The sequence below is a fragment of the Achromobacter sp. genome (assembly GCF_032102605.1).
GTDB lineage: Bacteria > Pseudomonadota > Gammaproteobacteria > Burkholderiales > Burkholderiaceae_B > Achromobacter.
On record NZ_DAMDGT010000010.1, the window covers coordinates 77,717 to 103,780 of the forward strand.

A 26,064-nucleotide genomic window follows, 5' to 3' on the forward strand; every position below is an offset into this window, starting at 1 on the left:
GGAGCAGCCTATCCGCCCACAATCTAGGAACATCCCTAGCGCTGGGGCCGCTTTTCCAGGTGGAGGTGACCGTCAGGTCGCGTCGGACGGGTCGGGCGTACCGGGTGCAAGCTTGGGCGAGACATCACCGCCTGGCGCTTTGCGCGGCTTTCGGCGTCTTGGAGAAGAGCCTTCCGCGGGAAGCGGCGCGCCTGACAATTCGGCCAGAAAGCGCTCATCCAGCTTGTTGAGCCACCCCTTGGCGCGGGCGGATTCAATCAGCTCGGGCCGCCGAGTGGCGGTCAACCCCAGAGAACGATCACGTCGCCAGCGCGCGATGTTCGCGTGATGGCCGCTGAGTAACGGCGCAGGCACCGGCACGCCTTCATAGACTTCGGGACGGGTGTAGTGCGGGCTGTCCAACAGGCCGGACAAGGTGTCGTTGAAGGAATCCTGCAGCGCGGAATCGCCGTCGTTGAGCACGCCCGGCAGCAGACGGACTGCGGCGTCGATCACCGCCAGCGCGGCGATTTCCCCGCCCGACAGGACGAAGTCGCCCAGCGAGATCTCGTGCGTTACGCAACGATCGATGAAACGCTGGTCGACGCCCTCGTAGCGGCCGCAGATCAGGATGATGCCATCGCTGGAGGCCAGCGTTTCTGCGCCGGCCTGATCGTAGCGCCGGCCCACGGGCGCAAGCAGCGCCACGGGCGCCGGCCCCAGGCCTTGGGCGGCGCGCGCTTGTTGGGCGGCATTGACGGCGGCCTCGAGAGGGGCCGCCATCATCACCATGCCGGGGCCGCCGCCATAGGGGCGATCGTCCACGGTACGATGTACGTCATGCGTGAAATCGCGGGGATTCCACGCATGCAGCAGCCACCGGCCCTGCGCATGCGCCCGGCCGGTGACTCCCAGATCGCGCACTACCCCGAACATCTCGGGGAAGAGCGTAATGACGTCAATACGCATCAAAAGTCCACTGGCCAGTCGCTATCGATGCGGCGAGCCGCAAGATCGACGGCGTGGATGTGCGCGCGTACGAACGGAACGAGCATTTCGGCGGGTCGGCCTTTGGCGTCCAGCACGGGCTCGGGCCCTTCGGCCCCCGCCTTCTGCAGCAAGACCTTCAACACGGCATGAGCGCCGTTGTCGAGGACCTCGCCCACCACGCCTATCAGCGCGGGTTCGCCGTTGGCGCTGGTGTACAGCGCGCAACCGATCAGATCGACCCAGTAGTATTCGTCTTCCTCAGGCGCGGGAAAAGAACCGCGCGGCGCCTGCACGGTATGACCGCGCAGCGCCTCGGCCTGATCGCGATCCGCAATGCCCTGCAGTTGCGCCACCACGGTGGCGCCTTGCGAACGGACTTGCAGGATCTTGAATGCGACAGGTGCAGACGCGACAGCGCCCCGCGCCAATTCAGGCACAGGGCGAGTCAACCACCATTGAGATGCTGAGAGCAGCACTTCGGCATTGGCCGAATGCGGCTGCACTTTAACCCAGCCTTTCACACCGTAGGCTGCAGTGATGCGGCCAAGCTCGACCAAATCCGTAGGCGCCGCGTTGGAGGTTGCGGCATCAGGCATGTATCGTGCTCTTTATCGTGCTTTGATAGCTTTGAAAAAAGCTATGAATGGTAGCTTTCAAGCGCGTAGCTTTCAGCGTGGAAAAACCAGCGGCTGGGAGTACCAGCCAAGGGGTATCAGCTAAAGATACCCCGACGCGGGCAATTAGGCCGCGGCGGAAACCTTGGCCGAGTATTCCTTGACCAGACGCTCGACTGCGGGCGACAGTTGCGCGCCGGTGCCGGTCCAGTACTGCACGCGATCCAGCGCAATGCGCAGGTTTTCCGTGCCTTCGCTAGCCACGGGGTTGTAAAAACCCACGCGCTCGATAAAACGGCCGTCGCGACGGTTACGCGAATCGGTGGCCACCAGGTTGTAGAACGGACGCTTCTTGGACCCACCGCGGGCCAGGCGAATCACCACCATAGGTAATCCCTTGAATTAGTTGTGAAAAACGGGAAATTCTAGCACTTAAAGGAGCCTGCTGGCAAATGAGAGTGCCGAAATCTGTGGTGCGGCGCGATTTGTATCCTAAAACACGACACATCCGGGTATCCTACGAACGCAGGTCCCAGGTCCACCGCAGCCAGAAGTGTAGCCTCCCCGTCGCGCTTGTGCCTGCCGCCGGCCCGTTTTAATGCGTTTGAGCAGTTGGTGCGTCTGAAGAGCAACCCGATTGGAGCGATCGGTTTCATGTCGACCCGCGCAGATCTCTACGCTTTCCCTTGTCCGGCCGCCCCCCCAGGCGGTGGCGAACTACCGCTACATCCCCCCCTTTTCCCTCTGCCGGGATACTCCCAGGCCCTGCTGCCGCGACCCCGTTTTTGTCCGCGTTTTCCTCCATGAACTACCTTTAACCGGAGTGTGCACATCATGAAGAAACAAAAGACAGTCTTCACCCCGATCACGCGCCTGGCTCTGGCGGGATTGCTGGCGGGCACGCTGGCGATGCCCATGGGCGCCTCGGCCAGGGTGATCGGCGCCGCAATGACTACGGCGTCCGGCCAGGTCACGGCGGTGGATCCCGCCACGCGAACCATCACCCTGCGAGGCCCCGAAGGCAACTCCGTGGAGGTCGTCGCAGGGCCGGACATCCGCAATTTCAACCAGATCAAGGCTGGCGACACACTGACACTGGACTACTACGAGTCCGTGGCGGTCGATGTGCGCCCGGCGGGCTCGGGTGCGCCAGAAGTCGTGACTGAAACGGCGGCGACCCGCAGCGCCAAGGGCGCGCGGCCGGGCGGAGCCGTTGGCCGACAGACCACGATCACCGCCGAAATCTGGCACATCAATCCCAGCGCGAACCTGGTGATACTGAAGGGACCGCAAGGCAACAGGCGGACCATTCAGGTGAGGGATCCGGCTTTGCGAGCAAAGCTGCAGCAGCTGAAGGAAGGCGATCTGGTCGACTTCACCATTACGCAGGCTGTCGCCGCAGCCATCCATCGATAGGCGGCGCGCACCACGATGCAAAAGGCCCGTTTCTTCAAGCGGGCCTTTACTTGTGCATGCCAGACAATCGACCTAGCGTCGGCGCAGGAAATGCACACAGCGTCCGTCGGCTTCTTGTTGCGCGACGAGCGCGTTGCCGGTTTGGCGCGAAAAAGCCTGGAAGTCGCGGATGGCGTTGCGGTCGGTGGTGATGACGCGCACCACCTGTCCGCTTTCCATCTGCGCCAACGCCTTCTTGGCGCGAAGAATAGGCAGCGGGCAGGTCAGGCCGGAGGCATCGACCTCGTGGTCGAACGCGGGCGCCGCGGCGTCCGCGTCAAGACGGGTATCGGCCTCGCTCATCAGAGGCGCTCGTCCACCCACTTCTGCACGCCGGCAATCGCCGCGGGCAGCGCCGCGATATCCGTGCCGCCGCCCATGGCCATGTCGGGACGACCACCGCCCTTGCCGCCCACCTGGCTGGCGACGAAGCCGACCAGATCACCGGCCTTGATGCGATCGGTCAGGTCGGCGGTGACGCCGCCCACCACGCTGATCTTGCCGTCGGCGGAGCCGGTGGCCAACAGCACGACAGCAGGCTTCAGTCGGTCCTTCAGGTTGTCGACCATGCCGCGCAGCGCCTTGGGATCAACATCGCCAATGCTGGCGGCCAGGACCTTGATGCCCTTGACGTCGACAGCGGCGCTGGAAGCCAGATCGTTGCCGGCACTGGCGGCCAGCTTGTTGCGCGACTGTTCCAGTTCTTTTTCGAGCGTCTTGACCTGGTCTTGCACCTGGGCGATACGCGTCGGCAGGTCGGCCGGCGTGCTGCGCAGCATGCCGGCAACCTGGGTCAGCAAGGCGTTCTGATTCTGCACCCACGCCAGCGCGTTGTCGCCGGTGATGGCTTCGATACGGCGCACGCCCGCAGCCACCCCGCCTTCGGAGATGATCTTGAACAGGCCGATATCGCCCGTGCGGCTGACGTGCGTGCCGCCGCACAGTTCACGCGAAAAACCGATATCGAGGACGCGTACGGTGTCGCCGTACTTTTCGCCGAACAGCGCCATGGCGCCGCCCTTGACTGCGTCGTCGTAGCCCATGACCTGGGCGACCGTGGGATGGTTGGCCAGGACTTCAGCGTTGACGATGGCTTCGACGCGAGCGATCTGCTCGGCCGTCAGCGGTGCGTCCTGCGCGAAGTCAAAGCGGGTCTTGTCAGGGTCGACCAGCGAGCCGCGCTGCTGCACATGCGCGCCCAGCACCTGGCGCAGCGCCTTGTGCATCAAGTGCGTGGCGGAGTGGTTGCGCACCGTGCGGGCGCGGCGCACCGCGTCAACGCGGGCAAGCAGCGTGTCGCCGACCGCGAGGGACCCGGATTCGAGCACGCCGTGGTGACCGAACACGCCAGCCTGGATCTTGAGGGTGTCGGCAACGGCAAAGCGCACGCCGTCGGCTTCCAGCAGGCCGGTGTCGCCCACCTGGCCGCCCGATTCCGCATAGAACGGCGTGGCGTCAAGCACTACCACCGCGCTTTGACCAGCCTTTACGTCCTGGACCTGCGTGCCGTCCACGTACAGCGCCGTGACCTTGACGCCGTCGAGTTCGAGTTTTTCGTAGCCTTCGAAGCGCGTTTCGGCGCCTTCATAGCTGAGGCCTTCGGCCATCTTGAATTTGCCGGCGGCGCGAGCCTGGTCGCGCTGGCGTTCCATCGCGACCTCGAAGCCAGCCATATCGACTTCGACTTCGCGTTCGCGGCAGATGTCGGCGGTGAGGTCGACGGGGAAGCCGTAGGTGTCGTACAGCGTGAACAACGTGGTGCCGTCCAGCACGCCGCCCTTGGGCACGTTGGCCAGGGCGGTGTCCAGAATGCGCATGCCGTGTTCGAGGGTTTCGCCAAAGCGCTCTTCTTCCTGCTTGAGCACCTGCGCGACCCGATCGGCCGCGGCGGCGAGTTCCGGATAGGCTTCGCCCATTTGAGCGACCAGATCCGGCACCAGGCGATGGAAGAACGGCTTGGTCTGACCCAGCTTGTATCCGTGGCGCAGAGCGCGGCGGACGATACGGCGCAGCACGTAGCCACGGCCTTCGTTGCTGGGAATCACGCCGTCGACGATGAGGAACGAGCAGGCGCGGATGTGGTCGGCGATGACCTTGAGCGAGTTGTCTTCGAGGTCCTTGAGGCCGGTTTCGCGAGCGGCGGCGGCGATCAGGTGCTGGAAGAGGTCGATTTCGTAGTTGGAATGAACGTTTTGCAGGACAGCGGCAATGCGTTCCAGGCCCATGCCGGTGTCGACACAGGGACGCGGCAGGCGCGGCATGTTGCCGGCGGCATCGCGTTCAAACTGCATGAACACCAGGTTCCAGATTTCGATGTAGCGGTCGCCGTCTTCTTCGGGGGATCCCGGAGGGCCGCCCCAGATCTCGGGGCCGTGGTCGAAGAAAATCTCCGAGCACGGACCGCACGGGCCGGTATCCGCCATTTGCCAGAAGTTGTCGGAAGCGTAGCGCGCACCCTTGTTGTCGCCGATGCGGATGATGCGCTCGACCGGCACGCCGACTTCCTTGGCCCAGATGTCGTAGGCTTCGTCGTCTTCCTGGTAGACCGTTACCCAGAGCTTTTCCGCGGGCAGCTTGTAGACCTGCGTCAGCAATTCCCAGGCGTACTGGATGGCGTCGCGCTTGAAGTAGTCGCCAAAGCTGAAGTTACCCAGCATTTCGAAGAACGTATGGTGGCGGGCGGTGTAGCCCACGTTCTCCAGGTCATTGTGCTTGCCTCCGGCGCGCACGCTGCGCTGCGACGAGGTGGCGCGCGTGTACGACCGCGATTCCTTGCCCGTGAAGACGTCCTTGAACTGGACCATGCCCGAATTGGTGAAGAGCAAGGTCGGGTCGTTGCCTGGGACGAGCGACGACGAGGGAACAATGGTGTGTCCCTTGGACTTGAAGAATTGCAGAAACTGCTGGCGAATCTCGGAGGATTTCATCGTGGATGAAGCAGAATTTAGGCGAATCGCCAATTATAGAGGGTTGGCGGAAATACGCCTGAACGGGCCCGGCCGGGCTACCGGACGCAAACGTAACCGGTGGTCCAGCCTTCGGTCTCTGTCCATTTGCCGCCTGCGGAAATGATTACGCCCGCGTAGCCCTCGGGGCAGGAACACTGGCCCGTCCGGGGGTTGGCCGTGGACACGCCGGTGTAATGGAAGCAGCCCAGCGGATAATTGGTGCTGAAGGCGCCCCCGAACCCGCCGCTGGCCTGCATCCAGACGCCGGACTCGCACGAGAGCAGTTGTCCGACGCTGGAGGTGGCCAGCGTGCCGGCCTGGGCGCCGCAGGAATGTCCAGGGATCTCTCGCGCGCCCACCGTGACATGCCCGCCCGCGTCGAGGTTCCCCGCCACGGAAAGCTGCCCTTGAAGATCCGGGTCCCGGGTGTCGCGCATTTTCACATAGCCGCTCAAGTCTGGAGGCCCGCTGCCGACGCCCGCCCACAGGGCCAGGGTGCCGGGCGCATAAGTGGGCAAACCCGGCGCCACGGGGTTGGGAAAGCGGTAGGCAGCCCCGCGCAACTGGGATGGCGCGTCGGGCCACACCGCCCCGCCGTAGCCAGCGGCCGCCTCGATGACCGACGCCATGGCAATTTGATCCGGCAATTGCGTCCCTTTTTTCAAAACGGGCTTGTCGGCGATGATCAGACCGTCAAGCCGGCAGGGCTCGGCTGGGCAGGTTGTTGTCCGGGTAATTTGGATATCCGCGCCGAAGCCCATTGCGGACTTATCCGGGAAGTCGCCGGGCAGATGTCCGTGGCTGCGCAATTCGGCCAAGGTGGGCCGCAAGGCATCCACAAACAGCGGCAGGCCTTGGGCGTCCACCGGAGATGCCCCCTTGGACAGTGCGTCGGAATGGCGCGCCACAACGCCTGCCACCGCAAGGCGGATCTGGGTCATCCATGCGCCCGTGGATCGGGCGGCAGACGCCTCGATGTTGTGGACGACTTCGTTGGAAGCCCATATGGCGACCGCCGTGGTGATAGCCAGCGCCAGGACCAATCCGACCAGGGAAAAGCCGGCCTGGCGCCGCTGGCGGGCCGCCGGTCGCCGCGAGTCCATCCAGGCCGAAATCGGGGAGCGCATGGAGGCGCGGATCGAGGCGCTCATCTTGCGGTGAATACGAAAGTGTTGACGTCGCCCTGGCTGCATTGCGCCTGCGCCTGCGCAGCCCGGTACGGCGTGCTGGGCTTTGCGATCGAGTCCTTGACGACCTTGGCGCCGCCGCCGCCCGAGATGGAAATAACTTCAGATACCCGCTGCAGCACGGAGGCCAGCGCTGGACAAGCCGCATGGCTCACGCTGGTCAGCGTGAGCGTGAATGCCGAGCCCACGCCGGCGCCATCGACGGCGGCGGGCTCGACCTCGACGATGCCACTGCCGCCCGTCCCGCTGCCCCCCAGTCCGTGAGCGACACTGGCCGACGCGCCGGTGCCCTGCACGGCCAGCACGGTGGAATCTCGCAACGCGTTGGCAAGGGCGCCAGTGTCCAGCCCGGTGTAGGGCGTTACTCCGCCTCCCTGCGCGTTGATCTTCATGCTTGCGATGAATCGCTGCAGTTCCTCGCCCACCTTCGGCACCTTGTTTTCGATCACGTAACCGCCAATGGCCGGAATCCCGACGATCGCGATCAGCAAGACGATCGCAGTGACAATGGAGACTTCCATCAAGGAAAACCCCTGCTGGCGCGAGGCGCCAGATCCCATCTTTTCAAGACCTTTCATCAATGCCCTCTTTGGATAAAGCGCGCAGCTTTGCTGCGCCGTTTGTCGCCGGCCGCAGAACCCTCTATTGGCTGGCGTAGAAATTGGTCAGCGCCTGGCGCAATTCGTCGATGACGGCGTAGTGCCAGAGCGTGATGCCCAGCACTGTCGCCAGCGACAGGATCAGCAGAGACCATCGCAGCACCAGCGCCTGGCGCCGCACCCGCGCCAGCAGGCGAAGCTCGACCCGTTGACGAACACGCGCCAGCCCGGGCTCCACGCCCAGGGCATCCATCATGTCGGCCATGTACCACCAGGTTTCCGGGTCCAGCAGTCCGGTTCCGAATATCTCGGGACCACTGGCGCCGGCATCGATGCGGTTCAACATCGACTGAAGATGGGCGTGCAGCCAAGGCGGCGCGTGGCGGGCCTGCACGGACAGCGCGCGGCGCAAGCGCGTGTCAGCCGCGCCGTGCTGCCGGATAAGCACCGCCAGCAAGGACAGAAATCGGATTGCCTGGAAATCGCGGTACAGCCGCCAAAGCAACCAGCGGTCGAGCACGGCCCGTACATCCCCGGTGAGGTTCGCCAACGACCACAGCGCCAGCAGGACAGCGCCGAAGATAAGAACCACCCAAAGCGCCAGCCATTGCCTCAATCCGCTGGACAGCGCGAAGAGCGCGCGCGTCAGGCGGGCGTAGTCTTCGGCAGGGACCGCCTGAAAGACTTGCTGCAAGCGAGGCACGCTGAAAAATGGGATGGCGCACAGCAGAGCGAAGGCCACGGCTGCCGCCACCACGCCTGTCGCGGCGGCCGACAGCAGCGCCATCCATGCGTCGGACGCGAGCCTGACGGCGCGAGCCAGGTCCCGCAACGCCGCGGCGAGATCGCCGCCCTCTTCCTGCACGCAGCTCAGCAATTCGCATTCGCCCTGCGGCAGCGTATCGAGCCACGCGATGCCGAGGTCGCCGCCGGCATCCAGGTAGGCAGCGGCCCAATGTTGGCAAAGACGCCCACGCACCGTGGCGGGCCCATACCGGCGCGCGTCGTCTTCGAAGATGTCGCGCAGGCTCTTGCGACCCTGCGTGCCTTCCACGACGTCGGCCAGATATTCGTAATAGTCGGCGCGCTGCGAGCGGAAGCGCAGGCCGTCCACCCGCGGCTGGTGCAAGCCGCTGGAAACGCGGAGCCATGAAGACCGGGGCGCAAGATCAACCATGGCTGCCCCCCGCGGGCCCGGCTGCGCCGGCACGCGGCGCGACGGGCAGTTCGAACCTGCGCAACAGGGTTCGAGGATCGATTTCGCCAAGGCTGACTTTGTACAACGCACAATCCAACGCGCGTGCGCCGCGCATGGCCGCATCGCGCCAGGCGCCGCCGGTGCTGGGCAGGAATTGCTGCTTCAGGCCGACGTTGTCGCGCGTGCGCACGCGATCCAGGAAGCCATTCGCGCACTCGGGCTCTACCATTTCGGCCGCCACGCTGCGGCCCGTCGTGCCGTTCAGTTCCGGCAGTTGCGCGCGTCGGCATTCGGGACAACCCGCCGCGTTTCTGACCCTGAGCGTCATGGCGTCAAGATCGAAGGCCTCTTGCATGCCATGAACCCAGCTGCGCCAGTCCCATCCGCCCCCTGGATTTTGCTGAGCCGTGCTCCACAGGCTGTCCACGGGCAGCGCACAGCCATTGCAAAGCCTGGGCAGCAAGGTTTGGTAGATGAGGAGTTTGAGGACACCAGGCGAAGCGAGGAAGTCGCGAGATACGCCGATTGCGTCGGACGCCAGGCGCTCTGGGATCATCGCCGCCGATCCGGCGTGTGTGGTGGCGTACAAGCTGACGCCCGAGCTGGCGAGGTCCATGAAGGCCCGGCCAGTGTGGGTATCGCGGATCTCGCCGATGAGCAGGTCATTCATCGCCGACCGCTTGATGGTCTTCAGCTTGGCGTCGAGCGCAGGCCAGGCTGAATCCGCAAGCGCGCCCGCCAGTGTGTTCTGCAGCGCGTTGCCGATGTGGTATTCAACCGGGTCTTCCAGCGTGATGACCTTGCGTGTGGGGGCGATGCCTCGCATCAGTGCTGCGATGGTGGTGGACTTGCCGGAACCAACGACGCCAGCCAGCACGATGGCGCCGCCTTCGCGCTCGCGTGCCCGCAACAGGGTCTCGGCCTGTCCCGGCAGGTAGCCGAGCGCCAGCAGGTCGCCGTCGACGGTCGCGTCGAGCCGCAGGATGCGCAGACACACCGACGGCCCCGCGTCAGCGGCCAGCGAGGCCCAGCGCAGCACGATCGGAACGGCGTCGACGTCCAGTGAAATACGCCCCTGCTGCTCGACGGCGGGATCGAACACGGCGCCGTTTCCGCCGCGCACGTCCATCCAGGCCACGGCCAGAACTTCGAGCAGCGTCGAACTGGACAGTCCCGAGAACCGGTCGGTGCTGACGTACTCGCCATGAATGGTGTACCGGATGTCGCCGGCGTCGCGCCGTTGGTTCACGTTGATGTGGACGTCGCTCGCGCCCTGGGCTACGCCCCACCGGACGATATCGAGAAAAAGCGCGGCCAATGCCGACGCGCGCTCCGCCTGCCTGGCGCGCGTCCAGCGCGCCGGCCCCGGTGCGGTGAACTGGCCGCGGGCGATCATCAGCAGTAGCGGCGCGGGCAGCACGTAGCGGGAGGGTTGCGCCATGCGATAGCCCGCCGCCTTCACCATGCGTTCGACTTCGTCGATCTGGTCGCCCACGGTGTATTCCATGACGGCGAAGATAGCGGCCTCCCCGCCTTCCAACAGCACAGGGCAAAGGCGGCCAGCGAGCGACGCCAGGTCGAACTGGCGGCCCAACGCGCGGACGAAGGCCGGCTCCAGGCGCGCGACATCTTCAGGAGTTTGCAGTTCGGGCACGAGTGCGCGCGATGCGGCGACGGGCAGGCTGTGGACCGTCATGGCCGGGCGCCCCCGGCGTCCAGGCAGGCGGCGTGGTCGCGGCCATCGCGGTGCAGGCGCACGCAGCCGCCGTCGACGGCCAACAGGCGATAAGGCTGTGACGTGGCCGGCCCGGCGATGGGATCGGCGCGGCCGGCGCGATACCGCAGCAGAGCCCCGTTGACGACCACGTCCACGTGCAGACTGCGCGCAGTGCCGAAAATCGCGGCCACGCGGATGTCATCCAGCCGTGGCTCGGGCGGCCGCGCGACGCTCGCGCCGGGCGCTGCGCCATTGGCGCAGAGGCCTGGCACCCTGCAGTCTGCCAGTGCGGCGGCGGCATCCGCGCGAAGCAAAGTGCGCACGATTTCCGCCTCTGGCCACGGTTGCGGCTCGGACGACTGCGGTGCTGCAGCCTGAACCGGCAAGCTCCACGTTGCCGCGACGCTGCTCGCGAGACCGAAGAGAAGCCGTCCGATGACGGGTCGGCCCGCCATGCAATGCCTATTCCTGTTCATAGATATCTCCTTGCAATTCGGCAACAAGCGCGCTGGCCACGAGGCTGGGTCGCGCTTGCGGCTGCACGTCGACGACCAGACGGGACCAGCGGGCGGCAGAGACAGGCCCCGGCATCAACGCCATCGAACGCAAGGGCCCGTGCAGCACCAGCGTGCGGCGCCTGATGATGGGCATGTCCTGATGCGGGGTGTGCACACGGGAAGCGTCCGCGCGGGATGCAGCGGGCATGCGCGGCTGGAGCGGCGCGGGCGCAGACAGCGCCACCGAAGCGAAAGCCGGCCGCAGGCCCTGCAAGCCCCCCGCGACTTGGGTGTCGACATGCAGCGAAGACGGCAACGTCATGTCGGCGAGCGGGATCGGCCGCGACGCCATGTGCCAGGCCAGCGTGGCTTCCTCGAGCGGTTTGAACGACACCCGCCAACCAGCCGGCATCAAGGCGTACAGACCGTGATTGGTGGCAAGAGGATGGGCCCTGGCATACACGGCGGAGCAGTTCCATTGCTGCGACCCCGCTTCGCACTGCACGCGCCGCAATGCCCAGCCCTGGACTGTCACGGGCAATCCCCCTACCCCAGCCAGCAAGCGACCCAGCTCCGCCTGTGGATGGGTCGTGGTGTCGGTCAACATGGCCTGATAGGCATCCACGACCGGATCACGGGCTGGCGCGGGTTCTGGTGCGACGGCCTGCTTGCGCAGGAGCGGATGGACCGTGGCGTTCCATATTGTCGGGGCCACCGCAGCCACGCCGATGGCGGCCACGAACAGACGCAAGGCGAACGGCAATTCCGCCCAACGAGTGGGCAGTGCGATAAGCGCGGCGCCGGGTTCGACGGATTGGAGCAGGTCCGCCCATACACGGTCGGCGGCGTGTTCTATCAGTGAAGGACGCTGCGCGAGCAGCGCCCGCTGTTCGTGAAGCGCGTCATCGAGCGATCCGAACACCCTGTCCGTCTGGGACAGGACCGCGCCGCCGTGGGCCGCGATCAGCCAATGACGCCCGTCGGGCAGGCGAACCAGGCTCTGGCCCCCTTCCGGGTATAGCAGCGCGAACAATTGCGCGGCCGATTGAGGATGGGCCGCATCCCCCGGCAGCATGCGCCGCGATACCCCTCGGCGTCGGGACGCGCGGGCGCGGCCATAGCCCGCGACCATGGCAGGAGCGCCGCCCACGACGTAATGCGTGGCCCGCAGGCGCCTCCCTCGCGAACGAGCCAGCTTTGGGATGTTGGAGCCGATCAATGCAAACCAGCGCAAACCGAACGCCAGCAGCCGCCCGGAAGCAGGGGACTCGAGCAGCAGGATTTGGGGAGCCCGGTTCACGGTCAGTACCCTTCCTCGACCTGGGCCGTTACCAGGACCAGGGTCGTCATGCGTTCGGTGGCGGCGCTGTCCAGGCCTCCGGCGAGCAACGGCATTCCGGGCGCGAGCCGTTGACGGTCGTGCTGGTCCTGCTGGCGGTCAAAGCCCGCGACGATCATGGGCTGGCCAGGACGCAGTTCGATCTGCTGCACGGTGCCGGTGCCGTCGATAGTGATCTGCTGGACCTGCACCTGATTGGCGTTTTGCCCGAAGGTGATGGTCTTCAGCGGTTGCGCGACCGCATTGTCATAGGCGATGGACAGAAGGATCTGCCCGTCTTCCTGGATATCCGGCACCAGCGTCAGGAACGAACCGACTGTCTCTTCTTTCTGGCTGATGGACACCGCGGGCAGCGAACCGTTGGCGCCGGTGGACGTCATGCCCGGAACCGCCGTGCTCTGCACGCGATCGATGTAGGAAAACGTGGTGCGGACGGCATGGGTGACGGGCCGGCGGTTCAAGGTGAGGACCGGTATCTTGCTATGCCGCACGACCGCGCCCATGGTGCTAAGCGCCGAAACGATGGCCTGCGACCCTTGGAACGGGCCCGTGCCGGCGCCCGCCTGAAGCACGCCAGCGCCGGTGACCGGCACGCCGGGCATGGCCAGCCGAGCGGTTGCGCCTGCTGCGGCATACAGCGCTGTCCAGTCCACGCCGCCCGACGTCTCGCTGTTGGCGATCAGCGTGATTTCCTCGAAGACCAGACGGACGCGACGCGTGAGTGTTTTGTTCTCGCGTTCCAGATAGCGCCCCACGCGGTCCAGGGCATCAGGCGTGTCAGTCACGACCAGCGTGGCCGCGCCGGGAACCGGATCGGCGATGACGCCGGACCTGGTGAGGAATGGCAGAACGTTGGCGCGCAGGATGGCCAGCGCGTTGTGCTCGCCCGCCGACAGCGTGGTGTTGGACGTGCTTTCAAAGCCTTCACCTTCGGCGCTGCCGGAGCGCCCCAGCCGGACATCGACCTTGCTGGCAAGAGACAACGCCCGCAATTCGAATACCCGCGTTTCGGTCCGGTAGAACTCGAGCGCATTGTTTTCATAGCGCCAGTAAACCGAGAAGCGCGCCGCCAGGGCGTCCAGCAAGTCGGCCAGCGGCTGGGGATCGGCGCGGACTTCCATGCGCGCCGGCGCGGCAAGCGCCATGGACCCACTGACGGCGAGGCGTGGCAGGAACTGGTCTTGCGGTAGCAGCGCTTCAGGGCGCACGCGCACCGGGATGCCGGTCGCGGCGGATAGTCGCTGGGCGAGCGTTGACAGGTCTGCCTCGTCGGCGAGCATCAGCGTGGTCTGCACGTTTTCGCGCAGCGCGGGCGGCAGCACGACCTCGCGCGCCAGAGGCTGCGGCTTGCCCGCCAGCCATGGCGTGGCGATTTCCTGGGCGGCGATGCGTGCCTGGCGGTTGGACAGGCCATCGGCGAAGTCCTGATGCCGTGCGCTTATTTCGGCATGCCGCCCGGTGGAGGCGCGACGCATGTCGGAGACCTGCTCCGACACAGAGCAGCCGCCAAGGATGCAGGAAAGCATGGCGGGCATAAACAGTCTGGGGTTCATGCTGCGGCCCCCTGAGGCGTTTGCGCGCGCGAGCACGACTGTGCAAGCGGCACGACACGCAACACGCGATTCCCGTAGAAACATGGCTGCAAGGGACGGTCCGCCAATTCGGTGGCGCCCAGCAGGCCGCGCACCGCCGCTTTGAAATCACCGGGAAATTCGGCGGTTGCAGCAAGCGGGATGTCGACGTCGACGGCCCAATGCTGAGGATGGAACGTCCATCCCGCTGCGTCGGCCCAGCGCGCAAGCACGGCTCGGAACGTGGCGTCGGGCGGCGCCGCGCGGAAGACCGACAGCTGGGCGGCTTCGGGCAAGGCCTTGGTTTCGGCATTTTTTAGGCTGGAGCCAGCGAGGACCGCGCCCGCTGAAGGCGGCCGCGCCAGCAGCGCCGACGCCGCCTGCGCGCCGCCCGAAGACTGCGCAATCGACTCGGACGCCGGACCGATCGGAGATGGCGAGCCTTGCGGCAGGTGCTGCGCCGGATCGGGCGAGCCGAAAGAAGGCTGCGGTGCAGGGGTGTCGGACCGACTCCCTTCCATTCGGGCGAGCGCTGCGCTGTTCGCGCGTTGCGCCCTGGCCGTCAGCCGCCCGCCGCGGAACGACAGCCCGTTCCACACGCCTGTGACCACAACGTAGGGGTCGCGCCGCACGTATGGCAGGGCTCGCTCGCCATCGTTGCCCATGCCGAAGATGGCGGGCAGCGGCTGCCCGGGCAGGAACTGCAGCCAGGTCTCGCGGCCATCGTCGAAGACCTGCAGAGGAGCGACGGCTGGATCGCCCGATAATTGCCAGTCAAAGCGGAAGCCCTGCGCGGACGGCCCGGCCGACTGCCAGGAGGACCCGCCCGGGCCAAGGTTAGAGCCTGGGCCCGACCATGTGCATGCGCCAAGGCAGAACAGCCCGGCCGCCATAAAGAAGATTCGTACCATGCCTCACCGCGAGCAAAGGGCGCATCGGAATCGACACGCGTGAGAGGCATGGTGGCCGACCATCCTGAGCGCCACCAGACTGGCATGTACGCATGGATGAATTGATCCGCCATGTCCATGCGGACTCGGCAGGCAAAAAAAAGCCCGGTCCGAGGACCGGGCAATTCCTGGGGCGGCGCCCTGTTGGCGCCGTGGAGATCAGCGTTGCGCGGCGATGCTGCGCGCTTGCGCGGCGGCGTTGTTCAGCGCGGCGACGGGCGGCACCTTGCCTTCGAAAGCGTCGGTGAGTTCCTTGTTCAGGACGGGCTCGATGCGTTCGTAGTTGGCCATGCGGAAACCGCGGCTGTTCTGCACGGGCTTTGCGCTCATGGAGGCAACAAACATCTGCGCGCCGGGGATGCGGCTGTAGAACGACACATCGGACGCGCGGAACGCGGCTTCGGTCAGGGGCAGGTAACCCGTGCGTTGATGCCATTCGGCGGCAACGACAGGCTTGGCCAGCCAGGCCAGGAACTGCGCCGTGGCCTTTTCCTGGGCCTGCGGATGCCCTTCAAGAGCCCACAGTGCCGAACCGCTGACAAACGGCTTGCCGCCTTCCTTCGTGGCCTGCTCGTAGTAAGGCAGCGGAGCCACGCCGAAGGACAGCGACTTGGTCGCCAGGAACTGGCCGAAGGCGCCGGAATTGGCCGTCAGCACGGCGCATTCGCCCTTGGCGAACAGCTTGTCACTGGCGTTGTCGCCCGAGTACGCCATGAACAGCAGCGAACGCTTCCAGCTCACCATCAGCGAGATGTGGCGCATGTACAGGGTGTCGAACTGCATGGCGGGCGCGGCGGACTTCTTGGTGACCGCATCCAGGCCGTTGTTGTTGCTGGTGAACTGCTGATTGTTGATGGGGGCCAGGTTCTCGAGGTGAACCGAGACCTGATCGCTGGACGCGTACGGGCAATCAATGTCGGCCACGTCGCGCAACTTCAGGAGTTCGCCCTGCAAGGCAGTCCAGGTGCGCGCAGGCTTGTTGGGATCAAGGCCGGCCTTTTTGTAGGCGGCGGTGTTGTAGAACATCACCGGCACTTCGGCCATCCAGGGGAAGGCCAGCAGGCGGCCCTTGCTGTCGCGCGTGAAGCTGCTGGTGGCGGGGATGAACCAGTTGAGGTCCTTGATCGGGTACTTGGCCAGCAGTTCATACAGCGGAAGCACCGCCTTGTGCTGGGCCACGACCTCGGGGGAGTGGTTGTCGGACAGTTGCAGCAGGTTCGGGCCCTTCTTGGCCTTTACCGCAGAGACCGCCTCTTGTTCAAGCGCGGCGGGCGATGCAAAGCCGCGCAGCGTGACGCGAACATCGTCCTGTTCCTTGTTGTACTGCTTCGCGAGCTTTTCGAACTCGGCCTTGTTTGCGTCGGTCAGCGTGTGCCAGACCTGTATCTCGGTGGCGGCATTTGCCGCGCCGGCCACCGCCATCGCGGCGCCGAACACCCATGCGCGCCGGCTGGCGAACATCGCGCGGGCAACGCCCGCCAATTGCAGTTTCTTCATAGGTTCACAAACCAAGAAAAGGGAATTCCGGTTCTGGCCGGCGTCCGCTGAGGAGATCGGCCAACGCCCGGCCCGAGCCAACACCCATCGTCCAACCGAGCGTACCGTGTCCTGTATTGATAAACAAATTGGGGATACGGCTGCGACCGATGATGGGCACGTTTGAGGGAGTGGACGGGCGCAAGCCCGACCAGTAACTGACGCGTTCGAAATCGAGCGCGTCGGGAAAAAGTTCCTGAGCCAGGCGAGTCATGGCCTCGCAGCGACCGGTATTAAGACTGCGAGAATAGCCGGACAGTTCCGCCGTGCCCGCCATGCGCAGGCGATCGCCCAGCCGCGAGAACACGACCTTGTGACTGCTATCGGTGAGGCTGACAGTGGGGGCCGCACCGGGATTCAGGATTGGGAACGTGGCCGAGTAGCCTTTGGCCGGATACACGTTGCAAGGGATGCCGAGGGGACGCAACAGCGCTGGGCTGAAGCTGCCCATCGCGACGACGTAGGCATCGGCGGCCAGGTTGGCGTAGCGGCCGTCCGGCTGGATGATTTCGACGCCCTGTACGGCGCCGCCGGTAGTCAGCAGCCGCGTGGCCCGCGTGTTGTAGCGAAATTCGACGCCAGCGCGGGCGCAATGTTCGGCGAGGGCGACGGTAAAAAGGTGCACGTCCCCGCTTTCGTCTTCCGGGGTGAAATCGCCCCCGACGATGGTGTTGCGATGCCGTGCGAGCGCCGGTTCTATTGCGATGACTTCGTCGGTGGACACCACGCGGCGTTCAACGCCGAAATCACGCATCAACCCGGCGGCGCGCTGGGAATTTTCGAATTCGTGGGGATCGCGGTAGAAATTCAGGATGCCGCGTTCGAGGTGGTCGTACTGGATGCCCAGTTCCGCCCGCATGCCGCGCAGCGTGGCGCGGCTGTATTCGGCCATGCGGACCATGGCGCGGATGTTCGGGGCCAGCCGGCTGGGCAGGCATTCGCGCAGGAACGCCAGCCCCCACATCCATTGCCGCCAATCCAGTTGAGGACGGAACAGCAGCGGGGCGTCGTCGCGGAACATCCATTTGAGCAGCTTGAGCGGCGCCTGGGGATTGGCCCAGGGTTCGGCGTAGGAAACAGAAATCTGCGCGCCGTTGGCCAGGCTGGTTTCCTGGGCGGGACCGGTGCAGCGGTCTATGACCACGACGTCATGTCCCGCCTGACTTAGCCACCAGGCGCTGGAGATGCCGATAATGCCGCTACCCAATACCGCTACTTTCATGCGCGCATCGCTCCTTGCGTGCCGGTACCGTTCGCGGACCCGATGTCCGCGCCCCCGGCAAGCCGCTGCAAAAGGCAGTTTACCTTGCCGTTTTGCAGCCGCCTAAGTAATAAAAAAACATATTACTTACGACCCGGCCTTCGCCAGATCGGCCTCGGACGTGAAGGCGTCCGCGTAGAACTCTTCGGGCGGCAGCCCGTTCTGGGCGCTGAACTCGCGCCGCGCCGCATCCACCATCAGCGGGGTGCCGCAAGCATAGACCTGATGCCCGGAAAGATCGGCGACGTCGCTCATGACGGCCTCGTGGACAAAGCCGGTACGGCCGGTCCAGTTGTCTTCCTGCAAGGCGTTGGAAACCACGGGAACGTAGTTGAAACCAGGCAGTTGCGCGGTCCAGGACTGCGCCAGCTCGTTCATGTAGAGGTCCTGCGGGCGGCGGCCGCCCCAGTACAGCGTGACCGAGCGGGCGATGTTCTTGTGGATCATGTGCTCCACGATCGCCTTGACCGGCGCGAAGCCGGTGCCGCTGGCGAGCAGCACGATGGGCTTGTCGCTGTCTTCACGCAGGAAGAAGGATCCGAACGGCCCTTCCAGGCGAAGGATCTCGCGTTCTTTCATCTGCGTATCGCCGGCGCCGAAGACGTGGTCGGTGAAGAGACCGCCTGGCATGTGGCGGATATGCAGTTCGAGCGGGCTGCCCGTATGCGGCGCGCCGGCCATGGAGTAGCTGCGGCGGCGGCCGTCCTTCAGGATGACTTCGACGTATTGGCCCGCGTAGTAGCGGAATTGTTCGGACGCCGGCAACTGCAACTTGAGCACCGTGACGTCGGGCGCGACGCGCTCCATGGTCTGGACGCGCGACGGCAGCTTGCGGATCTGGATATCGCTGGCCAGGCGCACTTCGGTCGATTCGACCACCAGGTCGGACTCGGGACGAGCCTGGCAGAACAGCGTGTAGCCGTCGGCCAGCTCTTCAGGCGAAAGGATCTGCGCGGGGTACTGGCCGGCGTCGAACTCCCCGGACACCACTTTGCCCTTGCAGGTGGAGCATGCGCCGTTGCGACAGCTATAGGGCAGCACGATGCCCGCCGCCAGCGCGGCGTCGAGCACGGTCTGGCCGGGCTCGACCGGGAATTGATGCTTGCTGGGTTGGATGATGACCTGGAAGCTCATGATGAAACGGTTCAGAGGCGACGAAGCGCTATCCGGCACGGCCGGGATGGCGCTTCGCCCGGCCCGGCGTCAAGCCGGGAACTTGCGGATTTCCTTGACGCGGTTGGCGTCGTCCACCAGCACCACCTGGGGCTTGTGCGTGGCCGAATCTTCTTCGGACATGGGGCCGTACGTGCAGATGATCAGCAGATCGCCGACCTGGGCACGGCGCGCAGCCGCGCCGTTCAGCGAAATGGCGCCGCTGCCGCGAGCGGCCTTGATGATGTAGGTGTCGAAGCGTTCGCCGTTGGTGACGTTGTAGAGTTCGATGCGTTCGAACTCGCGCATGCCGGCAGCGTCCAGCAGGTCTTCGTCGATGCCGCAAGAGCCTTCATAGTGAAGGTCGGCTTCGGTGACCGTGACGCGGTGCAGCTTTGCCCGCAGCATGATGCGTTGCATAAAATTTCCTGGTTTCGCGGCCCGGATCGCGAAGTGTTGCTAGAGTTGATTCCCGGCACCCGGATTTGCCGTCGAAAGCCGGTATTCTATAATTTTTGCCGCAGCGGGACGGCCCGTTGCTGCGGGCAGTCAAATGGCTGCCGCTATTTCCGGGGACGACCCCTATTTATGCCGGTGCTCGCCGGCAATGCAATCTTGGGAGTCGTGCATGACCTGGATCATCCTGGTATTGGCAGGCCTGTTTGAAATCGTCTGGGCCGTCGGCCTGAAATACACCAACGGATTCACCCGGCTCGGGCCGTCCGTCGTGACGGTGGTGGGCATGATCATCAGCTTCTGGCTGCTTGCCCTGGCCATGAAAACGCTGCCGTTGGGCACCGCCTACGCAGTGTGGGTGGGCATCGGCACGATCGGCGCCTTCGTGGCCGGCATCGTGCTGTTCGGCGAGTCCGCCAGCTGGCTGCGCATCGCCAGCGTCGCCTTCATCGTACTGGGGCTGGTCGGTTTGAAGCTGTCCTCGCCCTGACGTTCCGCCGGGCGGCGCGTCAGAAGTCCAGTTCGATTTCGACTGCGTCGCCCACTTTCAGGCGCGCTCCTGCCGGCGCATCCAGGATGGCGTTCTGTCCGAACACCACCCCGATTTCCAGATTGCGGTAACCCGCCAGCGTGCGTCCGGGCTCGTCGTGCTGCTTTGCGGTGCGCTGATCGATGTCCGGGATCGAGCAGCGGGTGCACGGCTTGACGAAAGCCATCCGCACGCCGGCTGCCGTGATCATGGCGGTGTGGTCCTCGTCGTAGGGTCCCCACTCGCCATCCACCACGATGTTCGGACGAAACCGGTCCATCGGCACCGGCGACACCCCCTTGGCCTGCAAACGGGTGTTCAGTTCGTCCAGCGACGCCTGGTTTGCCACCAGCAGCGGGAATCCGTCGGCGAAGCCAAAACAGTGTTCGCCCACGAACGCATCGGCCAGGTCGGGGTGCGCATCCACCCAACGCGACACCCAGTCGGGCTTGGCATTGCGGCGCGCGGCGCTGTCCACCTTGAGCAGGCGGCATGGCGTCTTGAGGAATCCGGAAAGCCACTCGGCTGCCGCCGCGCCTTCGCGACGCGCGGAAGTGATGTCGCTCCAGACGCCCACAGTTTCAATCCCGGCTTGCAGCTCCGACCCGTCCAGTGGGACGTCCAGATCCGGCATGCCCGGCGCCGACAGGCGCAGTGAATCACGCGTGAGGGCCGTGCGGATCAGCGCCATGGCGGGCCATTGCCGCTGCGTCATGAACTGGCCGTCCGCGTCCACCACCATCCATCGCCGGTCATGGGCAAGGCCGGCACGGTCGATGGGCGATTCGACAAGGTCGATGCCCGCGCAGGATTTGACGGGATAGATATGCAGGCTGAGGATGCGGGCGGACATGGCGGCGGGGGAGGCGGAGCGGTTGCGGATGCCGGTGAGAATACAAGAATTGCATCCGTCCAGCACCGCGGCCGGACGAAAAAAAGCCCGGGCCAAGGCCCGGGCTGTTTCCGAACGACCAGCCGGCTCAGCCGCCGACCAGCTTCAGCGCGTCGAGCGGCGTGACCGCCTTGAACCCCTTGCGCGTCGCGATGTGCTCGGGACGCGGCGTCAGCCCGTACTTGGGCGGGCTCAGCGTGTTCTCCATGCTGTTGTAGACCATGAAGACATTGGCGCGCGGCCACGGCGAGATGTTGCTGTTCGATCCGTGCATCGTGTTGCAGTCGAAAAACACCACCGAGCCGGCCTTGGCCGTCATGGAGCGGATGCCGCCCTGCTCCACCAGCAGTTGCAGGCTGACAGGATCCGGCACGCCGTATTCCTGCTTCTTCAGCGACTGCTTGTAGTGCTCGTTGGGCGTCTCGCCCACGCACGAGATGAACTGCCGGTGGGAACCGGGAACCAGCATCAACGGACCATTGCACTCGTTGTTGTCGGTCAGCAGCACCGAGCAGCTCAGCGCGCGCATCGAGGGCATGCCGTCTTCGACGTGCCAGGTTTCGAAGTCGGAGTGCCAGTAGAACTCCTTGCCCTTGAACCCCGGCTTCATGTTGGCCCGCGACTGGTGGATGTAGACCTCCGAGCCGAGAATCTGACGCGCCACGTTGACCAGCCGCGGATCGCGCACCAGGCGCGCCAACATCGGATTGAGCACGTGCACCATGAAGATCGAGCGCACGGCGTTGCTGCCGGGCTCCGTAATGGATTCTTCACGGCGGACGATGGACGGATCGCGCGTCATGCGCTCGACCTCGGCCGACAGCGCACGGACTTCGGCTTCCGAGAACAGGTTTTCCAGCAGCAGGAAGCCGTCGCGGTCGTACTGGCCGACCTGCTCGTTGCTCAAGGCGCTGGCGTACTTGCCGTCCTCGTAGACCACGGGGTCCTGGCGCGAAATGATGGCGGAACTTCGATCCGTACGAGACGCGTACGGATCCTGAGCGGGTGAGATCATGCGAACCTCCTTGTTTCAGGCCGCGACGGCATCGGGCAGCGCGTAGACACCTTCCTTGTCGTGCACTTCCTGGCCGGTCAGCGGCGGATTGAAGACGCAAATGACGCGCAGCGGTTCTTTGCCGCCGCACAGCCAATGCTCGTCGTTCTCGTTCAGCGCGTAGACCACGCCGGGGCCCAAGTCGTATTTCTTGCCGTCGGCGATGGTCTCGATCGAACCGTCGCCTTCGATGCACCACACGGCCTCAAGATGGTTCTTGTAGTGGATGTGCGTGCGGCCGCCCGGAAAGATGGTGGTCTCGTGGAACGAAAAGCCCATTCCATCCTTCTTCAGCAGCACGCGGCGGCTGACCCAGGTGTCGGTGCGGACTTCGTCGGCGGTGCCGATCACATCTTTGACATTGCGTACGATCATTGACGTTTTCCTCCAAATTTCAGGATTCGGGCAGACTGCCCCTCATCGGCCAGCGCTTCAGCCACGCTGGCCTCGATCAGATCCAGGCCCTTGGCCAGCAGCGACTCCTCGATCGTCAGCGCGGGCAGCAGCTTGAGCACTTCGTCATGCGCGCCCGAGGTTTCGATCACGACGCCCTTCTTGAAGGCGCATTGGGCGATGCGGTTGGACAGCGCCGGGTTGCTGTTGGACACCAGGCCCTGGATCAGGCCGCGACCCCGCGCCGACAGGCCGGCGTTGGGATAGCTATGCACCAGGTTTTCCAGCCAGTCGCCCACCAGGCGTTCCTTGCGCTGGATGTCCGCGGTGAACGCGGCGTTGGTCCAGTAGGTTTCCAGCGCCTGCGTCGCGGTGACGAAGGCCAGGTTGTTGCCGCGGAAGGTGCCGCTGTGCGCGCCCGGCTTCCAGATGTCATGCTCGGGCTTCATCAGCACCAGCGACATCGGCAGGCCGAAACCGGATAGCGACTTGGACAGCGTGATGATGTCCGGACGGATACCGGCGGTTTCAAAGCTGAAGAACGTGCCGGTTCGGCCGCAGCCGACCTGGATGTCGTCCACGATCAGCAGCATGTCGTGGCGCTTGCACAGTTTTTCCAGTTCCTTGAGCCAGCGCAGCGTGGCGACGTTCACGCCGCCCTCGCCCTGCACCGTTTCCACGATGACGGCAGCCGGCTTGTCCATGCCGCTGCTGGGATCTTCCAGCATGCGTTCCAGATAAGACATGGTGTCCACGTCCGGACCGAAGTATCCGTCGTAGGGCATGAACGTCGTGTTGCCCAGGGCGTAGCCCGCGGCGTCACGGAACTTCATGTTGGCCGTGGCGGCGAGCGATCCGCCGCTGACGCCGTGGAATCCATGCGTGAACGAGATCACGTTGGAGCGTCCCTTCACCTGGCGCGCGATCTTCAGCGCAGCCTCGACGGCGTTGGTGCCGGTGGGGCCGGTGAACTGCAGGGTGTACTGCCAATTGCGCGGCTTGAGCAGCACGCGATCCACCGTCTCAAGGAAACGCTTCTTCGCGCTGGTGGCCATGTCCAGGCCATGGACGACGCCGTCCGCCTGCACATACTCCAGCAGCTTTTCCTTGAGAACAGGATTGTTGTGACCATAGTTCAGCGTGCCTGCGCCGCTGAAGAAGTCGATGTATTCGGTGCCATCCTCATCGATGAGCGTCGAACCGCGGGCCTGATTGAATATCACGGGAAACGACCGGATGTAGCCCCTAACTTCCGACTCCATGCGGTCAAAGATCTTCAAGTCCATGATTAATCCTCCCTTTTCATCTCATAAATTGACAGACGGCCAGCTCCCTCCGGGTGCGCGACGCGCATCCGGACGGTCAACCATCCCGGTAATTCGATAAGTCCGTCAGGCCGGCGCCACCCCTAGGGGGACGGCAAGGCGAACGGACCTATCCTTAACAGCATCTCGTCGTCATGGTCCGCGCCGCCAAACAGTTGCCGGTCGAAGAACGGCTGTTCGGAAACGTGGGCGCCTACCTCGCCGGCAAGCCCGGCGAAGGTGCGGCGCGAAGCCTGGTTGTCAGGCCCCACCGTGGTTTCAAGATAGCGGACATGCGCCAGGTTCTTGCGCTGCAAGAGTTCCCGAAGCATGGCGCGGCCAAGGCGATGGCCGCGAGCGCGGGCGTGCACCGCGACCTGCCAGACGAACAGGACGTCTGGACGGGACGGGTCCACATAGGCGGAGATAAAACCGTTGATGCGTCCTCCGGCGCTTTCGGCCAGGACGCAGGTGTCGCGAAAGTGCTCGCACAGGAGCAGGTACGCGTAGAGGGAATTCAGGTCGAGCGGCGGGCACTCGGAAATGAGGCGGTGGATGGCGGCGCCGTCTTTGCGGTCGGGCAGACGCATCGTGTGGGTCTGCGCGCTGACTGCCGGCGCCACGGCACTTGAGAGTATTGGGGTGTCCAGTTCGTTTTTCTTCATGCAACGATTCCCGATTCTGGGGGTGCCCCGCCCGTGGGCACTTCAAGGATGGGCGACGACACGTCTCCATGCGTGTCGACTGCGGCCTGGCCATCCTGTTCCATGAGCGTCACGATGCGCTCAAGGGACAGCGTGATGGTGGCCTGTTCCAATTCCGGCAAGGCATTCAGGGCGTCGGCCAGGTGCTTTTGCAGCGGCGACGGCGCCCCTTGCGCCAATTCCCGACCCACATCCGTAGCCGTGACGAACACAATGCGGCGGTCTTCCCGGCCGCGCTCGCGGCGGATCAATCCCTTGTCTTCCAGGCGATCCAGGATGCCCACCACGGTGCTGGGGCTGACGTGCATCTCGCGACTGATCGCCGTGGCCGTCATCGGCCCGTTTGCGATGACCGTGCGCAGGCACATCAACTGCGGCGCCGTGATGTGGCTGACCGCGGACAACTGGCGCGAATGCAGCGCGATCGAGCGCGTGATGCGGCGCAGGGCTCGCAATATGCGCAGGTCGTACTGCTGTGAGGGATCGGTTTTCGCGGCGTCAGTCATGGTTACGGAGGGTGGTTCGGTCAAATCATTTCTACACAAATGATATGCGCCCGATTTATTCGAGTCAAACAAAAACGTCCGGCACGATGTAAATAAATGAACGCTGATTTGCCGATGATGACAGCACTATGGCTGGACTTGAATCCGCCGAGAGGGATTCGGAAACCGCCATGCGCGGCTTTTCCATGGGGGAAGTCCCTATAAAAAACATATGTTTTATTCGCTAGCATTTATCTACCATTTGTTTTTTCAATTATTTCCCGACCTGACATGTCCCTGCCGTCCGCCCTCCTCGCCACGCTTCAGGAAAAGCTGGAGCAACTGCCACCCGAGTTGCAACGGGCGGCGCACTGGGTTGTGGCGCATCCGGCGGAAGTGGGCCTATGGTCAATGCGGCGGCAGGCGGTGGCGCTGGGCGTTGCGCCCGCCACCATGCTGAGATTGGCCCGGGCGGTCGGCTACGACAGCTATGAAGGTTTTCGCCAGCCGTTCCAACAGGCTCTGGCGGGACAAAGCCAGCCGGGGTTGCGCGACCGTGCTGCCGCCCTGCAGGCGGCGGCCGGCGCCGACGCCGATCCCGGGCATGACGTCCTTACCGACTATCAGGTCCAGGCGATGGCGTCGGTGTGCAAGCTGAACCCGCCCTCGGCATTCGACGCGGCGGTGCAGACGCTGCTGGAAGCGCGGCAGGTGGGCTTCCTGGGCACGCGATCCGCCTTCGGCATCGCCTTCCAGATGCGCTACGCCTACCAGCTGGTGCGCCGCAACAGCGTCCTGATCGATGGCATGGGCGGGGCGCCCGCCGAACAGATCGACAACCTGGACGCGGGCGACGCATTGATCGTTATCTCACAGGCGCCCTACCCCACCGCCACTGTGCAATTGGCGCGCCAGGCCGCGCAGCGCGGGGTGGCGCTGGTCGCGCTGACCGACGATCCGCTGTCGCCGCTGGCCATGGACGCCCGCCACACGCTCCGGTTCGCGCCGCCGGACCGGGACGGTGTGCGAGCCCGGCCCGCGCGCCAGGGCCCGGGATCCTTCTTCCACACCACCGCCGGTCTGCTGGGCCTGGCGGAACATTTGATCGCCCGCCTGACCGCTCGCGGCGGCGAGGCGGTGCTGAACCGCCTGACCGAAGTGGAAGCGCGGCTGCGCGCCGATGGCGTCTACTGGACTGGCGCAAGCGCGCGCCGGCCCGGCTGAGGCACGCACCACAGCCATCATTAACCCTAG

General features: G+C 64.9%; 26 protein-coding genes. 3 read left to right on the forward strand and 23 right to left on the reverse strand.

Translation table 11 applies throughout. The features are described 5' to 3' along the window. Positions 1–72 precede the first annotated feature (72 nt). The 3 genes from trmD to rpsP all read right to left on the reverse strand — a co-directional run bounded on the left by trmD (position 73) and on the right by rpsP (position 1,970). A complete protein-coding gene (gene trmD / locus RT614_RS21525) occupies positions 73–948 on the reverse strand; it encodes a tRNA (guanosine(37)-N1)-methyltransferase TrmD (protein ID WP_313624157.1) in 876 nt (291 codons plus the stop codon). Continuing rightward, a complete protein-coding gene (gene rimM, locus RT614_RS21530) occupies positions 948–1,565 on the reverse strand; it encodes a ribosome maturation factor RimM (protein ID WP_313624158.1) in 618 nt (205 codons plus the stop codon). The genes trmD and rimM overlap by 1 nt, the downstream gene beginning before the upstream one ends. Positions 1,566–1,709: 144 nt before the next feature. After that, positions 1,710–1,970: a 30S ribosomal protein S16 gene (gene rpsP, locus RT614_RS21535; RefSeq protein WP_008165084.1), complete on the reverse strand. Its 261-nt coding sequence runs from the start codon at positions 1,968–1,970 to the stop codon at positions 1,710–1,712. 447 nt (positions 1,971–2,417) lie between these two features. On the opposite strand from rpsP, the gene RT614_RS21540 reads away from it, so the two are divergent. After that, the gene (locus RT614_RS21540; protein ID WP_313624159.1) at positions 2,418–2,999 is read left to right on the forward strand and encodes a hypothetical protein; all 582 of its coding nucleotides are present in this window, start codon (positions 2,418–2,420) and stop codon (positions 2,997–2,999) included. Positions 3,000–3,071: 72 nt separating this feature from the next. Here the strand turns inward: RT614_RS21540 and RT614_RS21545 are convergent, their stop codons facing one another. The 14 genes from RT614_RS21545 to panD all read right to left on the reverse strand — a co-directional run bounded on the left by RT614_RS21545 (position 3,072) and on the right by panD (position 19,413). Beyond that, complete coding sequence (locus RT614_RS21545) at positions 3,072–3,341, reverse strand: sulfurtransferase TusA family protein (RefSeq protein WP_313624160.1); 270 nt, start codon at positions 3,339–3,341, stop codon at positions 3,072–3,074. Further along, the gene (gene alaS, locus RT614_RS21550) at positions 3,341–5,965 is read right to left on the reverse strand and encodes an alanine--tRNA ligase (protein ID WP_313624161.1); all 2,625 of its coding nucleotides are present in this window, start codon (positions 5,963–5,965) and stop codon (positions 3,341–3,343) included. The genes RT614_RS21545 and alaS overlap by 1 nt, the downstream gene beginning before the upstream one ends. 77 nt (positions 5,966–6,042) lie before the next feature. Then, entirely contained in the window at positions 6,043–7,113 is a 1,071-nt protein-coding gene (locus tag RT614_RS21555) for a prepilin (RefSeq protein ID WP_313624162.1), read from the reverse strand. A 20-nt stretch (positions 7,114–7,133) separates the two neighbouring features. Further along, the gene (locus tag RT614_RS21560) at positions 7,134–7,751 is read right to left on the reverse strand and encodes a type 4 pilus major pilin (protein WP_313624163.1); all 618 of its coding nucleotides are present in this window, start codon (positions 7,749–7,751) and stop codon (positions 7,134–7,136) included. 64 nt (positions 7,752–7,815) lie between these two features. Next, positions 7,816–8,949, reverse strand: coding sequence for a hypothetical protein (locus RT614_RS21565; protein ID WP_313624164.1), 1,134 nt, complete (start codon positions 8,947–8,949; stop codon positions 7,816–7,818). Continuing rightward, the gene (locus tag RT614_RS21570; RefSeq protein WP_313624165.1) at positions 8,942–10,666 is read right to left on the reverse strand and encodes an ATPase, T2SS/T4P/T4SS family; all 1,725 of its coding nucleotides are present in this window, start codon (positions 10,664–10,666) and stop codon (positions 8,942–8,944) included. Before RT614_RS21570 ends, RT614_RS21565 begins: the two co-directional genes overlap by 8 nt. Continuing rightward, complete coding sequence (locus tag RT614_RS21575) at positions 10,663–11,010, reverse strand: hypothetical protein (RefSeq protein ID WP_313624166.1); 348 nt, start codon at positions 11,008–11,010, stop codon at positions 10,663–10,665. The genes RT614_RS21570 and RT614_RS21575 overlap by 4 nt, the downstream gene beginning before the upstream one ends. A gap of 139 nt (positions 11,011–11,149) precedes the next feature. Next, complete coding sequence (locus RT614_RS21580) at positions 11,150–12,484, reverse strand: hypothetical protein (protein ID WP_313624167.1); 1,335 nt, start codon at positions 12,482–12,484, stop codon at positions 11,150–11,152. Positions 12,485–12,486: 2 nt separating this feature from the next. Beyond that, complete coding sequence (locus RT614_RS21585) at positions 12,487–14,076, reverse strand: hypothetical protein (RefSeq protein ID WP_313624168.1); 1,590 nt, start codon at positions 14,074–14,076, stop codon at positions 12,487–12,489. Beyond that, complete coding sequence (locus RT614_RS21590) at positions 14,073–15,005, reverse strand: TcpQ domain-containing protein (protein ID WP_409558503.1); 933 nt, start codon at positions 15,003–15,005, stop codon at positions 14,073–14,075. The genes RT614_RS21585 and RT614_RS21590 overlap by 4 nt, the downstream gene beginning before the upstream one ends. Before the next feature lie 198 nt (positions 15,006–15,203). Then, positions 15,204–16,541, reverse strand: coding sequence for an extracellular solute-binding protein (locus tag RT614_RS21595; RefSeq protein WP_313624170.1), 1,338 nt, complete (start codon positions 16,539–16,541; stop codon positions 15,204–15,206). 4 nt (positions 16,542–16,545) lie between these two features. Continuing rightward, entirely contained in the window at positions 16,546–17,802 is a 1,257-nt protein-coding gene (locus tag RT614_RS21600) for a D-amino acid dehydrogenase (RefSeq protein WP_313624171.1), read from the reverse strand. Between the two features lie 126 nt (positions 17,803–17,928). Next, positions 17,929–18,975 carry a CDP-6-deoxy-delta-3,4-glucoseen reductase gene (locus RT614_RS21605; RefSeq protein ID WP_313624172.1) on the reverse strand — a complete coding sequence of 349 codons (1,047 nt, stop codon included), beginning with the start codon at positions 18,973–18,975 and terminating at the stop codon, positions 17,929–17,931. A 69-nt stretch (positions 18,976–19,044) separates the two neighbouring features. Further along, complete coding sequence (gene panD, locus RT614_RS21610) at positions 19,045–19,413, reverse strand: aspartate 1-decarboxylase (RefSeq protein WP_050446262.1); 369 nt, start codon at positions 19,411–19,413, stop codon at positions 19,045–19,047. A 208-nt stretch (positions 19,414–19,621) separates the two neighbouring features. Between panD and sugE the strand changes: the two genes are divergently transcribed. Continuing rightward, positions 19,622–19,939 carry a quaternary ammonium compound efflux SMR transporter SugE gene (gene sugE / locus RT614_RS21615; protein ID WP_313624173.1) on the forward strand — a complete coding sequence of 106 codons (318 nt, stop codon included), beginning with the start codon at positions 19,622–19,624 and terminating at the stop codon, positions 19,937–19,939. Between the two features lie 19 nt (positions 19,940–19,958). Here sugE and RT614_RS21620 read toward each other — a convergent pair whose 3' ends face one another. From RT614_RS21620 to RT614_RS21645, 6 genes are all read right to left on the reverse strand, one after another. Beyond that, positions 19,959–20,831 carry an MOSC domain-containing protein gene (locus RT614_RS21620; RefSeq protein WP_313624175.1) on the reverse strand — a complete coding sequence of 291 codons (873 nt, stop codon included), beginning with the start codon at positions 20,829–20,831 and terminating at the stop codon, positions 19,959–19,961. Between the two features lie 127 nt (positions 20,832–20,958). Beyond that, complete coding sequence (gene thpD, locus RT614_RS21625; protein ID WP_313624177.1) at positions 20,959–21,885, reverse strand: ectoine hydroxylase; 927 nt, start codon at positions 21,883–21,885, stop codon at positions 20,959–20,961. A gap of 15 nt (positions 21,886–21,900) precedes the next feature. Further along, positions 21,901–22,299, reverse strand: a complete 399-nt coding sequence (locus RT614_RS21630; protein WP_056571502.1) for an ectoine synthase — start codon at positions 22,297–22,299, stop codon at positions 21,901–21,903. Further along, the gene (gene ectB, locus RT614_RS21635; RefSeq protein WP_313624178.1) at positions 22,296–23,603 is read right to left on the reverse strand and encodes a diaminobutyrate--2-oxoglutarate transaminase; all 1,308 of its coding nucleotides are present in this window, start codon (positions 23,601–23,603) and stop codon (positions 22,296–22,298) included. The genes RT614_RS21630 and ectB overlap by 4 nt, the downstream gene beginning before the upstream one ends. Positions 23,604–23,725: 122 nt before the next feature. Next, complete coding sequence (gene ectA, locus RT614_RS21640; protein WP_313624179.1) at positions 23,726–24,286, reverse strand: diaminobutyrate acetyltransferase; 561 nt, start codon at positions 24,284–24,286, stop codon at positions 23,726–23,728. Further along, the gene (locus RT614_RS21645) at positions 24,283–24,831 is read right to left on the reverse strand and encodes a MarR family winged helix-turn-helix transcriptional regulator (protein ID WP_313624180.1); all 549 of its coding nucleotides are present in this window, start codon (positions 24,829–24,831) and stop codon (positions 24,283–24,285) included. The genes ectA and RT614_RS21645 overlap by 4 nt, the downstream gene beginning before the upstream one ends. Positions 24,832–25,101: 270 nt before the next feature. On the opposite strand from RT614_RS21645, the gene RT614_RS21650 reads away from it, so the two are divergent. Continuing rightward, positions 25,102–26,034: a MurR/RpiR family transcriptional regulator gene (locus RT614_RS21650; protein ID WP_313624181.1), complete on the forward strand. Its 933-nt coding sequence runs from the start codon at positions 25,102–25,104 to the stop codon at positions 26,032–26,034. The last annotated feature ends 30 nt before the right edge of the window (positions 26,035–26,064 follow it).

Coding starts and splice junctions, on each gene's coding strand:
- RT614_RS21600 (WP_313624171.1), bottom strand. CDS start 17,802: ATGAAAGTAGCGGTATTGGGTAGCGGCATTATCGGCATCTCCAGCGCC.
- RT614_RS21560 (WP_313624163.1), bottom strand. CDS start 7,751: ATGAAAGGTCTTGAAAAGATGGGATCTGGCGCCTCGCGCCAGCAGGGG.
- RT614_RS21565 (WP_313624164.1), bottom strand. CDS start 8,949: ATGGTTGATCTTGCGCCCCGGTCTTCATGGCTCCGCGTTTCCAGCGGC.
- ectB (WP_313624178.1), bottom strand. CDS start 23,603: ATGGACTTGAAGATCTTTGACCGCATGGAGTCGGAAGTTAGGGGCTAC.
- panD (WP_050446262.1), bottom strand. CDS start 19,413: ATGCAACGCATCATGCTGCGGGCAAAGCTGCACCGCGTCACGGTCACC.
- RT614_RS21555 (WP_313624162.1), bottom strand. CDS start 7,113: ATGCGCTCCCCGATTTCGGCCTGGATGGACTCGCGGCGACCGGCGGCC.
- RT614_RS21585 (WP_313624168.1), bottom strand. CDS start 14,076: ATGAACCCCAGACTGTTTATGCCCGCCATGCTTTCCTGCATCCTTGGC.
- thpD (WP_313624177.1), bottom strand. CDS start 21,885: ATGATCTCACCCGCTCAGGATCCGTACGCGTCTCGTACGGATCGAAGT.
- RT614_RS21620 (WP_313624175.1), bottom strand. CDS start 20,831: ATGTCCGCCCGCATCCTCAGCCTGCATATCTATCCCGTCAAATCCTGC.
- trmD (WP_313624157.1), bottom strand. CDS start 948: ATGCGTATTGACGTCATTACGCTCTTCCCCGAGATGTTCGGGGTAGTG.
- RT614_RS21630 (WP_056571502.1), bottom strand. CDS start 22,299: ATGATCGTACGCAATGTCAAAGATGTGATCGGCACCGCCGACGAAGTC.
- rimM (WP_313624158.1), bottom strand. CDS start 1,565: ATGCCTGATGCCGCAACCTCCAACGCGGCGCCTACGGATTTGGTCGAG.
- RT614_RS21645 (WP_313624180.1), bottom strand. CDS start 24,831: ATGACTGACGCCGCGAAAACCGATCCCTCACAGCAGTACGACCTGCGC.
- alaS (WP_313624161.1), bottom strand. CDS start 5,965: ATGAAATCCTCCGAGATTCGCCAGCAGTTTCTGCAATTCTTCAAGTCC.
- RT614_RS21595 (WP_313624170.1), bottom strand. CDS start 16,541: ATGAAGAAACTGCAATTGGCGGGCGTTGCCCGCGCGATGTTCGCCAGC.
- RT614_RS21590 (WP_409558503.1), bottom strand. CDS start 15,005: ATGGTACGAATCTTCTTTATGGCGGCCGGGCTGTTCTGCCTTGGCGCA.
- sugE (WP_313624173.1), top strand. CDS start 19,622: ATGACCTGGATCATCCTGGTATTGGCAGGCCTGTTTGAAATCGTCTGG.
- RT614_RS21540 (WP_313624159.1), top strand. CDS start 2,418: ATGAAGAAACAAAAGACAGTCTTCACCCCGATCACGCGCCTGGCTCTG.
- ectA (WP_313624179.1), bottom strand. CDS start 24,286: ATGAAGAAAAACGAACTGGACACCCCAATACTCTCAAGTGCCGTGGCG.
- RT614_RS21570 (WP_313624165.1), bottom strand. CDS start 10,666: ATGACGGTCCACAGCCTGCCCGTCGCCGCATCGCGCGCACTCGTGCCC.
- RT614_RS21605 (WP_313624172.1), bottom strand. CDS start 18,975: ATGAGCTTCCAGGTCATCATCCAACCCAGCAAGCATCAATTCCCGGTC.
- rpsP (WP_008165084.1), bottom strand. CDS start 1,970: ATGGTGGTGATTCGCCTGGCCCGCGGTGGGTCCAAGAAGCGTCCGTTC.
- RT614_RS21545 (WP_313624160.1), bottom strand. CDS start 3,341: ATGAGCGAGGCCGATACCCGTCTTGACGCGGACGCCGCGGCGCCCGCG.
- RT614_RS21650 (WP_313624181.1), top strand. CDS start 25,102: ATGTCCCTGCCGTCCGCCCTCCTCGCCACGCTTCAGGAAAAGCTGGAG.